Annotated in this window: 10 protein-coding genes; 4 read left to right on the top strand and 6 right to left on the bottom strand. The window is 62.5% G+C overall.

All coding sequences use genetic code 11. From position 1 onward, the window contains the following. The first annotated feature begins 2 nt into the window (after window positions 1-2). The 3 genes from paoC (at window position 3) to HGO38_RS21520 (ending at window position 5,229) form a co-directional block, all read left to right on the top strand. Window positions 3-2,207, top strand: a complete 2,205-nt coding sequence (gene paoC / locus HGO38_RS21530) for an aldehyde oxidoreductase molybdenum-binding subunit PaoC (protein WP_250957957.1) — start codon at window positions 3-5, stop codon at window positions 2,205-2,207. A 271-nt stretch (window positions 2,208-2,478) separates the two neighbouring features. Continuing rightward, window positions 2,479-4,416, top strand: coding sequence for an AI-2E family transporter (locus HGO38_RS21525; protein WP_250957956.1), 1,938 nt, complete (start codon window positions 2,479-2,481; stop codon window positions 4,414-4,416). Window positions 4,417-4,608: 192 nt separating this feature from the next. Next, window positions 4,609-5,229 carry a methylated-DNA--[protein]-cysteine S-methyltransferase gene (locus tag HGO38_RS21520; RefSeq protein WP_250957955.1) on the top strand — a complete coding sequence of 207 codons (621 nt, stop codon included), beginning with the start codon at window positions 4,609-4,611 and terminating at the stop codon, window positions 5,227-5,229. Window positions 5,230-5,239: 10 nt separating this feature from the next. Here the strand turns inward: HGO38_RS21520 and HGO38_RS21515 are convergent, their stop codons facing one another. Both HGO38_RS21515 and HGO38_RS21510 read right to left on the bottom strand, forming a co-directional pair. Then, complete coding sequence (locus tag HGO38_RS21515; protein WP_250957954.1) at window positions 5,240-6,862, bottom strand: ABC-F family ATP-binding cassette domain-containing protein; 1,623 nt, start codon at window positions 6,860-6,862, stop codon at window positions 5,240-5,242. Window positions 6,863-6,955: 93 nt separating this feature from the next. Next, on the bottom strand, window positions 6,956-7,432 hold the full coding sequence (locus HGO38_RS21510) for an Lrp/AsnC family transcriptional regulator (protein ID WP_250957953.1): 477 nt from the start codon (window positions 7,430-7,432) through the stop codon (window positions 6,956-6,958). A gap of 213 nt (window positions 7,433-7,645) precedes the next feature. On the opposite strand from HGO38_RS21510, the gene HGO38_RS21505 reads away from it, so the two are divergent. Continuing rightward, window positions 7,646-8,368: an aspartate/glutamate racemase family protein gene (locus HGO38_RS21505; RefSeq protein WP_250957952.1), complete on the top strand. Its 723-nt coding sequence runs from the start codon at window positions 7,646-7,648 to the stop codon at window positions 8,366-8,368. Window positions 8,369-8,425: 57 nt separating this feature from the next. Here HGO38_RS21505 and HGO38_RS21500 read toward each other — a convergent pair whose 3' ends face one another. The 4 genes from HGO38_RS21500 to hutH all read right to left on the bottom strand — a co-directional run bounded on the left by HGO38_RS21500 (window position 8,426) and on the right by hutH (window position 13,277). Beyond that, window positions 8,426-8,995: a HutD/Ves family protein gene (locus HGO38_RS21500; RefSeq protein WP_250957951.1), complete on the bottom strand. Its 570-nt coding sequence runs from the start codon at window positions 8,993-8,995 to the stop codon at window positions 8,426-8,428. A 3-nt stretch (window positions 8,996-8,998) separates the two neighbouring features. Then, window positions 8,999-10,672: a urocanate hydratase gene (hutU, locus tag HGO38_RS21495; protein WP_250957950.1), complete on the bottom strand. Its 1,674-nt coding sequence runs from the start codon at window positions 10,670-10,672 to the stop codon at window positions 8,999-9,001. 12 nt (window positions 10,673-10,684) lie between these two features. Next, the gene (hutG, locus tag HGO38_RS21490) at window positions 10,685-11,488 is read right to left on the bottom strand and encodes an N-formylglutamate deformylase (protein ID WP_250957949.1); all 804 of its coding nucleotides are present in this window, start codon (window positions 11,486-11,488) and stop codon (window positions 10,685-10,687) included. A 253-nt stretch (window positions 11,489-11,741) separates the two neighbouring features. Beyond that, on the bottom strand, window positions 11,742-13,277 hold the full coding sequence (gene hutH / locus HGO38_RS21485; protein WP_250957948.1) for a histidine ammonia-lyase: 1,536 nt from the start codon (window positions 13,275-13,277) through the stop codon (window positions 11,742-11,744). Between the last annotated feature and the right edge of the window lie 119 nt (window positions 13,278-13,396).

The raw sequence follows: 13,396 nt of genomic DNA, 5'->3' as shown, positions 1-13,396 counted from the left end.
TCATGCAATTCGACACACCAGCCACCACAAATCCCATCGACCAGCTCAAGATTGTCGGCAGGCCGGTCCGCCGCATCGACGGCGAACTCAAGGTGACGGGCAGGGCGACCTACGCCTATGAGGGGCGCGAGCCGAACCTGCACTATGCCTATGGCTATCCGGTCGGCTCTGCCATCGCCAAAGGCCGCATCACGGCAATGGATGTCACCGCCGCGCAGGATGCACCCGGCGTGCTCGCCGTTGTCACGACGCTGTCGGCGGGTGAGGGCGAGAAGGGTGAGTACAATACCGCCCGGCTTTTCGGCGGCGACAGGATCCAGCACTATCACCAGGCGATCGCCGTTGTCGTGGCCGAGACCTTCGAGCAGGCCCGCGCGGCAGCCGCTTTGGTGAAGGTTGATTATGCGCGCGAAGAGGGGAGCTATTCCCTTCACGACGTAAGACAAGCGGCCGTCAAGCCTGAGGATGCCGGTGGTTCAGAGCCGGATACCGCGGTTGGTGACTTCGAGGGTGCTTTTCGTGCTGCGGCGGTGACGCTGGACGAGGACTATACCACGCCCGACCAATCCCATGCGATGATGGAGCCCCATGCCTCGATCGCCGCCTGGAGCGGTGACGAGCTGACGGTCTGGACCTCGAGCCAGATGATCGACTGGTGGCGCTCGGACTTGGCCAAGACGCTCGGCATCGACAAGGAGAAGATCCATCTGATGTCGCCGTTCATTGGCGGCGGCTTTGGCGGAAAGTTGTTCCTGCGGGTCGACGCGGTGCTGGCCGCGCTTGGCGCCAAGGCCACCGGGCGCGCGGTCAAGGTGACGCTGCCACGCCCGTTCGTGGCCAACAACACCACCCACCGGCCGGCGACGATCCAGCGTATCCGCATCGGCGCCGACAGTGACGGTGCGATCACGGCGATCGGCCATGAGAGCTGGTCCGGCGACTTGCCGGGTGGTGGACCGGAAACCGCCGTCATGCAGACGCGGCTGCTCTATGCCGGCACCAACCGGATGACGGCCATGCGGCTTGCGACGCTCGATCTTCCCGAAGGCAATGCCATGCGCGCACCGGGCGAAGCGCCTGGATTGATGGCGCTTGAAATCGCCATGGATGAACTGGCCGAGAAGCTCGGCATGGACCCCATCCAGCTCCGGATCTTGAATGACACGCAGGTCGATCCCGAGAACCCCGAACGGCCCTTCACGCAGCGCGATCTCGTCGGTTGTCTGACGCTTGGTGCCCAGCAATTCGGCTGGGACCAGCGACGCCCTCCGGCGTCGCGTCGCGAGGGCAACTGGTTGATCGGCATGGGCGTTGCGGCGGCCTTTCGCAACAACATGTTGATCTCGTCCAGCGCCCGCGTCCGGCTGGACCATGCGGGCATGCTGACCGTCGAGACGGACATGACCGATATCGGCACCGGCAGCTACACCATCATTGCGCAGACGGCGGCGGAAATGCTTGGCCTTCCCGTCGACAAGGTTTCCGTCAAGCTGGGCGATTCCCGCTTTCCGGTGTCGGCGGGTTCGGGAGGGCAGTTCGGCGCCAATTGTTCGACATCGGGGGTCTATGCTGCCTGCGTCAAGCTGCGCGAGGCGGTCGCCGCCAAACTCGGCTTCAATTCGGACGATGCGGTCTTCGAAGGCGGCGTGGTGTGTTCAGGCAACCGGTCGATCGCGCTTGCCGAGGCCGCCGGTCCCGAGGGGCTTGCCGGTGAAGACAAGATCGAGTGGGGCGATCTTTCGGATAGCCATCAGCAATCGACCTTCGGCGCACATTTCGTCGAAGTAGCAGTCGATCTGGCCACGGGCGAAACGCGCATCCGGCGGATGCTGGCGGTCTGCGCCGCCGGCCGCATCCTCAATCCGCTGACAGCCCGCAGCCAGGTCATCGGTGCCATGACCATGGGCGCCGGCGGGGCGCTGTCGGAGGAGCTGGTGGTCGATACCGCCAGGGGCTATTTCGTCAACCACGACCTTGCCGGCTATGAGGTGCCGGTGCATGCGGATATTCCGCATCAGGACGTACTGTTCCTTGATGAAACGGATCCCTATTCCTCGCCGATGAAGGCCAAGGGGATCGGCGAACTTGGCCTCTGCGGCGTATCGGCGGCCATCGCCAATGCGATCTACAACGCGACGGGCGTCCGGGTCCGACACTACCCCATCACCCTCGACAAACTCATCGGCGGTCTTCCAGGGCTGGCATGAGCGACGCCCATGATAGTGCTGCGCTTTTCAGATGAACGGCCTGCAATCGACGTGATCGCCTGCTTGCGCAAACCCGGCATGCCCGAACAGACACATGACAGGGCAAGGTCGATCCTCCAATCGGCAAGTGGTAAAACTCCTGGGCAATGATTGCGGCGGACTTGCTTTAAGGGTTTGACACTGAACCAAACCTGCGCTGATCCGTTACCTTGCAGGTTGTCCCGATCAGATGCTCGTGGATCTACGATTTTGGCTGGGGGATTGGGCACGGATGGATAGTTCAAAGAAAAGTGGTCTCGACCCCATCGGCAATCTGCCCCGCAGTAAGACGGTGGCGACCGCCAAGGTTTCCGGTTTCACCATCCTGATCCTGATCGGTATTGCCGTGATCCTGCGCATTGGCCAAGAGGTTCTCGTTCCTCTCGCTCTGGCGCTGCTGCTCACCTTCGCGCTGGCACCCATTGTGTCTTTCCTGCGCAAGCGATCCGTTCCAAAAGTCGTGGCTGTGCTTTTCGCAGTCATCTCGGCCTTTTCGGTGATCGCCTTGTTCAGCGTCCTGGTCGCCACCCAGGTGGCGAACCTTGCGGAAAACGTACCAACCTACCAGCGCAACATCGTGGCAAAGGTCCAGGCTCTCAGCCAGGCAGGATCCGGCAACGGGCTGCTCAGTCACCTGAGCAAGGTCGTCGAGCGGGTCGGCTCGGAGATGCAGACGAGCGCGGCGGTCAGCCAGGATCCCTCCGCCTCGCTGCCGCGTGACCCGTTGCCGGTGGAGATCGTGACGCGGTCCAATCCGATCCAGACCCTGGGCAATTTCATTCTTCCGTTGATCAGTCCCTTTGCCACGGCGGGCCTGGTCGTCATTCTGGTGATCTTCATGCTCTTCGAGCGCGAAGATCTGCGGGATCGGTTCATCCGCCTGGTTGGCCTGGGGGATCTGCATCGCACCACGGCGGCGCTCCAGGACGCCGGAAAGCGCGTCGGAAAATATCTGCTTATGCAACTGGTCGTGAATACGCTTTACGCGGTGCCGATTGCCTTGGGCCTCTGGATGCTCGGCATCCCGAACGCCATTCTCTGGGGCTTGTTGACGCTCGTCCTGCGTTTCGTCCCCTATATCGGGCCGGTGATCGGCATGGTCCTGCCGCTGTTTCTGGCGCTGGCGATCGCCCCGGGCTGGTCCCTGGTGCTCTGGGTCATCGCCCTGTTCGCGACGATCGAACTGATCAGCAACAATGTGATCGAACCCTGGCTTTATGGCGCACATACGGGCCTGTCGCCGCTCGCCATCATCATCTCCGCTATCTTCTGGTCCTGGCTGTGGGGTCCGCTCGGCCTGATCTTATCGACGCCGCTCACCGTTTGCCTGGTCGTGCTTGGTCGCCATGTTCCGCAATTCGGTTTCCTCGACGTCCTTCTTGGCAATGAGGCGGTTCTTGAACCCCATGAGAAGCTTTATCAGCGACTGCTGGCCGGCGATCCCAGCGAGGCAACGGACAATGCCGAAGACTATCTGGAGGATCAGTACCTCGTCGAATATTACGAAAAGGTCGGCCTGCCAGCCTTGATGCTCGGCGAGATCGATCGACAACGCGGTGTCATGACGGAAGAGCAGATCGGCCTTTTCGCCTTGAGCTGCCGGTCCCTGGTGGAAAACCTCTCTGATATCGCGGAGGAAGAAGAGGCCGACGATACTGAAACGACCGAGGACGTCGGCGGCAGCGAGCCAGGCGGGGCTGTCGAACTTCCTGATGGTGAGGGGCGATCTGTCCTCTGCGCCGGCGGTCGCGGCGAAATGGACAATGCCGCGGCGGCCATGCTGGCGCAGGTGCTGGCGGTTCAAGGTGCGACGGTCAGAACCGCGTCCTATGCGCAACTTGTCGCGCGGGCGCCTGTCCCGCTGCCGTTGGAGGATATCGAAACTGTCATCGTCGCCTATCTGAATGGCAATTCCAGATCGCATGCCCGTCTTCTGGTCCGGCGGATCAAGCGGATGAAGCCCACTCTGCGCGTCGGGCTGTTTGTTCCGGCGGCAAACGGACTTGATTACCCGCTGATCGAGGCAACGGCCATGGGCGCGGATTTTGTTTGCCAGAGGGTCTCGGAAACGATCATCGGCGCCTTGGCGATTGCCCCGCCGACATCAATCAAGGCGCCGGTCCGAAAGGTCCTGCGCCCGCGGCTGAAACTGGCCGATGTGGCCAGCTGACCGGATTGATTTGCGCAACGGAACGGGGCATTTCCCATCAGCCTTTGAACTCGCCTTCGTTTACCTTGCGATCCTTGTGGTTCACCTCCCTTTCCTTGCCGAGAGCTTTCTGTCCTGGCGGCGTCTTGTGGTCTCACGGTCGCTGAGCGTCCGACTCTAAGGTCGGGGCAGCTCACGGGTGGATGTTCGGACATGCGTCGCCACGTTCTGCAGGATCAGGGTTGTATTTCCCTTTTTGAGAGGCGTGTCATCATCGACCTGACAGCGATCCGCTTTCATATCTTTGAAACGCCCTATGGATTCTGCGGTCTCGCCTGGAGCGCTGCCGGGGTGACGCGGTTCCAGCTGCCCTCGGAAGGCGCTGATGCCACCGAACGGCTGCTGCTGCGCCGGTTGGCGTCTGCCCGAAGCGCTGAGCCGACGCCCGAAATGGCGGCGGTCATCGCGGCCGTCCAGCGCTATTTCTCGGGGAATAAGATGGATTTTTCCGAAGTCCGGGTCGACCTGGGTGTCCAGGACGCATTCTTCACACAGGTTTATGCGGCAGCCCGGCAGATTGCCTGGGGCCAGACCACGACCTATGGCGCGCTGGCCCGCCAACTGGGTGCCGGGCCGGAGGCAGCCCGCGATGTCGGGCAGGCCATGGCCAAAAATCCGGTGCCGCTGATCATTCCCTGCCACCGCGTGCTGGCAGCCGGCGGCAAGATTGGCGGCTTTTCGGCTCCCGGCGGTTCAAACGCCAAGCTGCGCATGCTGGAGCTTGAAGGGGTTCGGATGGCGCCACCCGAACCGCTGCAGCAGTCCCTGTTCTAGCCTCAGCCGTTCAGCTTCGCAGGCCCGGCGCTTCATGGCCGGTGCGGGCCACATATTCCGTATAGCCGCCGCCATATTGGTGGATGCCATCGGGCGTCAGTTCCAGCACGCGATTGGAAAGTGCTGCGAGGAAATGCCGGTCGTGGGAGACGAACAGCATGGTGCCCTCGTATTCGGACAGGGCCTTGATCAGCATTTCCTTGGTGTCGAGGTCGAGATGGTTGGTGGGCTCGTCCAGCACCAGCAGGTTGGGTGGGTCGAACAGCATGATCGCCATCACCAGCCGCGCCTTTTCGCCGCCGGACAGAACCCGGCATCGCTTTTCAACGTCGTCGCCTGAGAAGCCGAAGCAGCCGGCAAGCGAGCGCAGCGCTCCTTGCCCTGCCTGCGGAAAGGAGTCTTCCAAGGACTGGAAGACGGTGCGCTCGCCATCGAGCAGGTCCATGGCATGCTGGGCGAAATAGCCCATCTTGACGCTGGCACCCAGCGCCACGCTGCCCTGGTCGGGATCGGTGCTGCCGGTCACCAGCTTTAAAAGCGTGGATTTCCCGGCGCCGTTGATGCCCATGATGCACCAGCGCTCGCGTCGGCGCACCATGAAGTTCAGCCCTTCATAGATGCTGCGGCTGCCATAGCTCTTGTGGACGTTCTTCAGGTTGACCACGTCTTCGCCGGAGCGCGGCGCCGGCTGGAATTCGAAAGCGACCGACTGGCGGCGCTTGGGCGGCTCGACCCGGTCGATCTTTTCCAGCTTCTTGACCCGGCTCTGCACCTGGGCGGCATGGCTGGCGCGCGCCTTGAAACGCTCGATGAACTTGATTTCCTTGGCCAGCATGGCCTGCTGGCGCTCGAACTGCGACTGCTGGTGCTTTTCGTTCAACGCCCGCTGCTGCTCGTAAAATTCGTAGTCGCCGGAGAAGGTGGTCAGCGTGCCGCCGTCGATCTCGATGACCTTGGTGACGATGCGGTTCATGAATTCGCGGTCGTGCGAGGTCATCAGCAGGGCGCCCTCATAACCTTTGAGGAACTGCTCGAGCCAGATGAGGCTTTCGAGATCCAGATGGTTGCTCGGCTCGTCGAGCAGCATGACATCCGGTCGCATCAGCAGGATGCGGGCGAGAGCGACGCGCATTTTCCAGCCGCCCGACAGCTTGCCGACATCGCCGTCCATCATCTCCTGGCTGAAGCTCAGGCCGGCCAGCACTTCGCGGGCCCGTCCCTCCAGTGCATAGCCGTCGAGTTCCTCGTAACGGGCCTGCACTTCGCCGTAGCGCTCGATGATTTCATCCATCTTGTCGAGTTGGTCGGGATCGACCATGGCCGCTTCCAGTTCGCGCAATTCGGCGGCGACAATGCTGACGGGGCCAGCGCCATCCATGACCTCGGCGACGGCGCTCTGGCCTTCCATCTCGCCGACATCCTGGTTGAAATAGCCGATCGTCACGCCCTTATCGACGGAGACCTGTCCCTCGTCGGGATTTTCCTGGCCGGTGATCATCCGGAAGACGGTGGTCTTGCCGGCACCGTTGGGGCCTACAAGGCCGATCTTCTCGCCGCGGTTGAGGGCTGCGGAGGCCTCGATGAAGAGAATCCGGTGGCTGAGCTGCTTGCTGATATTCTCGATACGAATCATGTGGTGACGGGTCCAAAACGTTGCGGCGCCCTTATGCCACGGGTCGTGCAGCCTGTCGCAGATTTTTCAGCGGCGCGCCAGCGCCACGGCTTCCTACATGTATTTGGTCGGCAGGGCCGTGGTGAACTTCATCTCTTCCATGGAGATGGAGGCGCTGAGGTCTGAAAATTCGATGCGGCTGATCAGGGTCTTGTAGACCTGGTCATAGACGTCGATATCCGGCACGACCGTGCGCAGCAGATAATCCTTCTCGCCGGTCAGGCGATAGGCTTCGACGATTTCCGGAATGTTCTGGATCTCCTTTCGGAACGTGTTCAGCCATTCCGAGGTATGGCGCGGCACCTTGACGGAAATGAAGACCGACATCGGCACATTGGCCATGCGGCGATCGACCAGGGCGACACGGCTGCGGATGAGGCCCATGTCCTCCATGCGCTTGATCCGCCGCCAGCATGGCGTATGGGACAGGCCGACCGCCTCGGCGATATCGACAACCGACCGATCGGCATTCACCTGCAGGATTTCGATGATCTTGCGGTCTATCTCATCGAACATTTTTGATTCCGTCATTGCTGGTTTCCTCTTGTCCTGCCGCTGCGCCGGATTGTCGGAGCGGTAGTCGACGATATCTCGCTATCTCGATTATTCATCCTACTAGGTTTCATCATAATAGGATAAATCCTCATAATCTACGTTTTCAGCGCACAAAAACGCAAAACATTCGCCTGTTCCTGCCGCTACAATCCTTTCCAACATCGCAAGAGAACAATCGAGGACGGGAACATGAAGCGTATCGGCATGATTGGCGGAATGAGCTGGGAAAGCACCGCGGTCTATTACAAGCGGGTCAACGAGCAGGTGCGGGACGCGCTGGGCGGCCTCAATTCTGCCGATGTGGCGCTGCGCTCGGTCAATTTCGAGGAGATCGTCACGCTGCAGAAGGCCGGGGCCTGGGACGAGGCCGCGGCGGTGCTGGGTGCTGTGGCGGTCGAGCTGGAACAGGCCGGGGCAGAGATGATCCTGATCTGCACCAACACCATGCATCTGCTGGCGGACCAGATCCAGGCCGCGGTCGGCATTCCGCTCATCCATATTGCCGACGTGACGGGCAGAGCCGTGCGCGATGCCGGATGCCGCCGTCCGCTGCTGCTGGCGACGCGCTATACGATGGAGCAGGATTTCTATCGCAACCGCGTCGAAACCAGCTTCGGCCTTGAGGTGCTGGTGCCGGATGCGGCCGACCGCCAGGATGTGCACGACATCATCTTCAACGAATTGTGCTGCGGCATTGCCAAGGCGTCGTCGCAGGCGCGCTACAAGGAAATTGTCGCCAAGGGCGTGGCGGCAGGTGCCGACAGCGTCATTCTCGGCTGCACGGAAATCGGCCTGCTGGTGAATGCCGGCGACTTTGACATCCCGACCTTCGATTCGACCTTGCTGCATGCCGATGCGGCCGTCCGCCTGTCGCTGCAAGCGGTTCTGCCGAGGGTTGCCGCCGTCGCCTGATCTTTGAAGATCGTACCATCGCCGGTCTGCAGCCGGCGATGGTGCTTATGGGTAAGGCTAGGACCAGATCTGCACGAGGACGATCTTGCCATCGCTCTCGTTGTTGACGAGACTTGGACTGTCGCTCCTGTCGCAGAGAGCCATGTCATAGCGCCCGAGCGATACGGGCCCCTGCTGCATTTCGAGAGTGATCGGCTCCAGAGCCAGAAACATCCGCAGATCGGCGTCGGTGTCGGGCTGCAGCAAGTCTGACAGATGGCCGCGGACGACACGATGCCGGCTGTTGCGGCGCGTCATGACGTTGAAGTCGACGATCGGCCCTTCGGATAATGTCGCATGGACAGCAACATCGCCGGGAAACGCCATGGGGTCTGAGGTGCTGCCAAGGTGCACCATGCCCATGCCGGCGATCTCCAGGGTCATGCCCTGGCCCTCCAGCACGGTCAGGGTCCGATCGATGCCGGCAAAGGCCGAGAACGGCCCATCGGTTGCCACCGTCGCCATGCTGATGCGCCAATCGAAATCTTCGACAGAAGACCCGGTTGGCGAAACCGCGATCTCCACGGTTTCGCCACCGCCGTTCTTCCACGGCATGCGTTTGCAATCGGCAATGCGCACCACCTTCATCGGCTAATTCCCGAGAATGCCGGGGAGCCGCAGCCCTTGTTCCTTGGCGCACTCGACAGCAATGTCATAGCCGGCATCGGCATGGCGCATGACGCCGGTGGCCGGATCGTTCCAAAGCACGCGCTCGATGCGGCGGGCTGCATCTTCCGTGCCGTCGCAGCAGATCACCATGCCGGAATGCTGGGAGAAGCCCATGCCGACGCCGCCGCCATGATGGATCGACACCCAGGTGGCGCCGGAGGCGGTGTTGAGCAGCGCGTTCAGCAGCGGCCAGTCGGAGACCGCATCCGAGCCGTCCTTCATCGCTTCGGTCTCGCGGTTCGGCGAGGCGACGGAGCCGGAATCCAGATGGTCGCGGCCGATGACGATCGGCGCTGACAGTTCGCCATTGGCAACCATTTCGTTGAAGGCAAGGCCCAAACGATGGCGATCGCCGAGACCCACCCAGCAGATGCGGGCCGGCAGGCCCTGGAAGGAGATGCGCTCGCGCGCCATGTCCAGCCAGTTGTGCAGATGGGTGTTGCCGGGGGTCAGTTCCTTGACCTTGGCGTCGGTCTTGTAGATGTCCTCCGGATTGCCGGACAGGGCGGCCCAGCGGAACGGACCGATGCCGCGGCAAAACAGCGGGCGGATATAGGCCGGCACGAAGCCCGGGAAGGCGAAGGCGTTTTCGAGGCCCTCGTCCTTGGCGACCTGGCGGATATTGTTGCCGTAGTCGAGCGTCGGGATGCCGGCGTTCCAGAAATCGACCATGGCGGCGACATGCACCTTCATCGAAGCGCGGGCAGCAGCTTCGACCGCTTTCGGATCGCTTTCCTGTTTGGCGCGCCATTCGGCAACCGTCCAGCCGAGCGGCAGATAGCCATGCAGCGGATCATGGGCCGAGGTCTGGTCGGTGACGATATCGGGGCGCACGCCGCGCTTGACGAGTTCCGGAAAGATCTCGGCGGCATTGCCGATCAGTGCGATCGACTTGGCCTCTCCGGCCTTGGTCCACTGGTCGATCTTTGCCAGCGCCTCGTCGAGGCTGTCGGTCTTCTCGTCGACATAACGGGTGCGCAGCCGGAAATCGGCGCGGGTCTCGTCGCATTCGACAGCCAGGCAACAGGCGCCGGCCATGACGGCGGCAAGCGGCTGGGCGCCGCCCATGCCGCCCAGGCCACCGGTCAGGATCCACTTACCCTTGAGGCTGCCATCGTAATGCTGGCGGCCGGCCTCGACGAAGGTTTCATAGGTGCCCTGGACGATGCCCTGGGCGCCGATATAGATCCACGAGCCGGCGGTCATCTGGCCGTACATGGCCAGGCCTTTCTTGTCGAGTTCGTTGAAATGGTCCCAGGTGGCCCAATGGGGCACCAGGTTCGAATTGGCAATCAGCACGCGCGGCGCATCCTTGTGGGTGCGGAATACGCCGACGGGCTTGCCGGACTGAACCAGCAGGGTCTCGTCGTCGTTCAAGGTTTTCAAGGTGGCGACGATCGTGTCGAAATCGGCCCAGGTGCGTGCCGCACGGCCGATGCCACCATAGACCACCAGTTCGTGCGGCCGTTCGGCGACATCTGGATCGAGATTGTTCATCAGCATGCGCATCGGCGCTTCGGTCAGCCAGCTCTTGGCGGTGATCTCGTTGCCGGTGGCGGCGCGGACATCGCGGATATTGTGGCGCGGATCGGTCATGGCAGGTTCCCCTTATCGTTTCTTGTCGAGCGCAAATGTCTCGATGCGCGTGAGAATGTCTTTCAGATGCGCCCGAAGCGTCTCGGCCTTCCCCTCATCATAGGCAAAGGGCGGCGCTTCGGTCGTCAGGTGGGTGGACTGGGCCAGTTCCATCTGGATGGTATGCACGCCGCTGTCCGGCCGGCTATAGTGGCGTGTCGTCCAGCCGCCCTTGAAGCGGCCATTGAGGACGCTGGAGTAACCGGCGGCGGCAGCGGTGGTCTCGACGACGGCGCGTTCGATCGCCGGATCGCAGGTTCTTCCGCCGTCGGTGCCAATGTTGAAATCCGGCAATCTGCCTTCGAAGAGAAACGGGATATGCGAGCGGATCGAATGGCAATCGTAGAGGATGACGATGCCGTGAATGGATTTCACCCGCTCGATCTCGGCGGCAAGGGCTACATGATATGGCGCATGAAAACGCTTGAGCCGCTCGGCAATATCCGCCTGCACCGGCTCGGCGCCGGTTTTCCAGATTGCAAGCCCGTCGAAATCGGTTTCGGGGATCAGGCCGGTGGTGTTCTGGCCGGGATAGAGGCTGGTGCCCGCCGGATCGCGATTGGCGTCGATGCAGTAGCGATGGAATGTGGCGCGCACCGTGGTCGCATCCGGCAGCAGGCCGGCATAGAGCTCATGGATATGCCAGTCGGTATCGGCCAGCACCTGTCCAGTGTCGTTCAGCCGGCCCCAGATCTCGGGCGGCACCGAGGTGCCGGTGTGGGGGAAGGCGAGGATGACGGGGGAGGCGCCTTGGGTGATTTCGAAGGTATCGGTCATGATGCATTTCCTCGGGTTTTCAGCGCGTCGTGGCAAGTGGCACCCCCCTCTGTCCTGTCGGACATCTCCCCCTCAATGGGGGAGATCAGGGATGCGCCCGTTCGGCCAAAACCTATCTCGCCTACTGCGGAAAACCGCCGCAGAAACCTAGCCGTTGAAGCGAATGGTTTCGATTGTCCGATCTCCCCCCTTGAGGGGGAGATGTCCGGCAGGACAGAGGGGGGTATGGCAGGAAAGCAGGTCCGCATCATCCTCACCCCTCCAATCCCGGCAACAGCCCGGCCGAAACGCTGGCGTTCAGCGCCCCGCTCGCCACGAGATCCGTGGCAGCGGCAAGGTCAGGGGCCATGTAGCGGTCGACGTCGAGCGTCGGCACCACGGCGCGAAGTGCTGCGATGGCCTGCTGCAATTGCGGGCTGGTGGTCAGCGGTGCGCGGAAGTCGATGCCCTGTGCTGCCGTCAGCGCTTCGATGCCGATGATCGAGAACAGATTGTCGGTCATCTGCAGCAGGCGGCGGGCGCCGTGGCAGGCCATGGAGACATGGTCTTCCTGGTTGGCCGACGTGGGCGTGGAATCGACAGAGGCCGGATGGGCCATCTGCTTGTTTTCCGACATCAGGGCGGCAGAGGTCACCTCGGCGATCATCAGGCCGGAATTGAGGCCCGGTTTCTTGGCCAGGAATGCTGGCAGGCCATAGGACAAGGCGGGGTCGACCAGCAGCGCGATGCGGCGCTGGGCGATGGCGCCGATCTCGCAGATGGCAAGGGCGATCTGATCGGCGGCAAAGGCTACCGGTTCGGCGTGGAAATTGCCGCCGGAGACGACGGTGTCATCGGACAGAACAAGCGGATTGTCGGTGACGGCATTGGCCTCGATTTCGAGCGTCCGCCCGACCGCGCGCAGCAGATCGAGGCAGGCGCCATCGACCTGCGGCTGGCAGCGGATGCAATAGGGATCCTGCACGCGCTCGTCACCGTCGAGATGGCTCTGGCGGATGACCGAGCCGTCCAGCAGGCCGCGCAGCGCCGCGGCGGTGTCGATCTGGCCCTTATGGCCGCGCAAGGAGTGAATGTCCGGGTGGAACGGCGCCGACGAGCCCATGGCGGCATCGGTGGAGAGGGCCCCGGTGATCAGCGCGCTCTGGGCGGCGCGATGGGCGCGGAACAGGCCGGCCAGCGCGAGAGCGGTGGAGACCTGCGTGCCATTGATCAGGGCCAGGCCTTCCTTGGCGGCCAGCACGACCGGGGTCAGTCCGGCCTTTTCGAGGGCAACGCGGCCGGGCAGTTTCTCGCCGCCATAAAAGGCTTCGGCCTCGCCCATCATTACCGCTGCCATATGGGCAAGCGGGGCCAGGTCGCCCGAAGCGCCGACGGAGCCTTTTTCGGGGATGACCGGTGTCACGCCTTTTTCGAGCATGGCCTCGATCAGGCGGACGACTTCGAGCCGCGTGCCGGACGCGCCGCGGCCGAGCGAAATCAGCTTCAGCGCCATGATCAGCCGGACGATGTTCTCTGCCAAGGGTGCCCCGACGCCGCAGCAATGGGAGAGGATAAGATTGCGCTGCAGGGTGGCGACATCGGCAGCATCGATCCTGATCGACGCCAGCTTTCCGAAGCCCGTATTGATGCCATAGACCGGCTCATTGCCGGCCGCGATCTGGGCAATGCGAGCAGCCGCCTTTTCAATGCCGGCATCATAGCTGCGGTCGAGCCTGGCGGCGGCGCCTGTCCAATAGATCTGCGCGAGTTCGGACAGTGGCACACGGCCGGGGTGGAGGGTGATGGTCATGGGCGGACTCCTGACGCGTATGAGAATGAGATGACCCCCCTCTGCCCTGCCGGGCATCTCCCCCTCAAGGAGGGAGATCGGTCCGGGGTAGGCGGACTGCGTCCAATCTCCCCCCTTGA

It is taken from the genome of Rhizobium sp. CG5, assembly GCF_023701945.1.
In the GTDB taxonomy this organism is placed as follows: domain Bacteria; phylum Pseudomonadota; class Alphaproteobacteria; order Rhizobiales; family Rhizobiaceae; genus Allorhizobium.
Note: the sequence above shows the minus strand (reverse complement) of the source record. Positions and strands in the feature narration are given on the sequence as shown.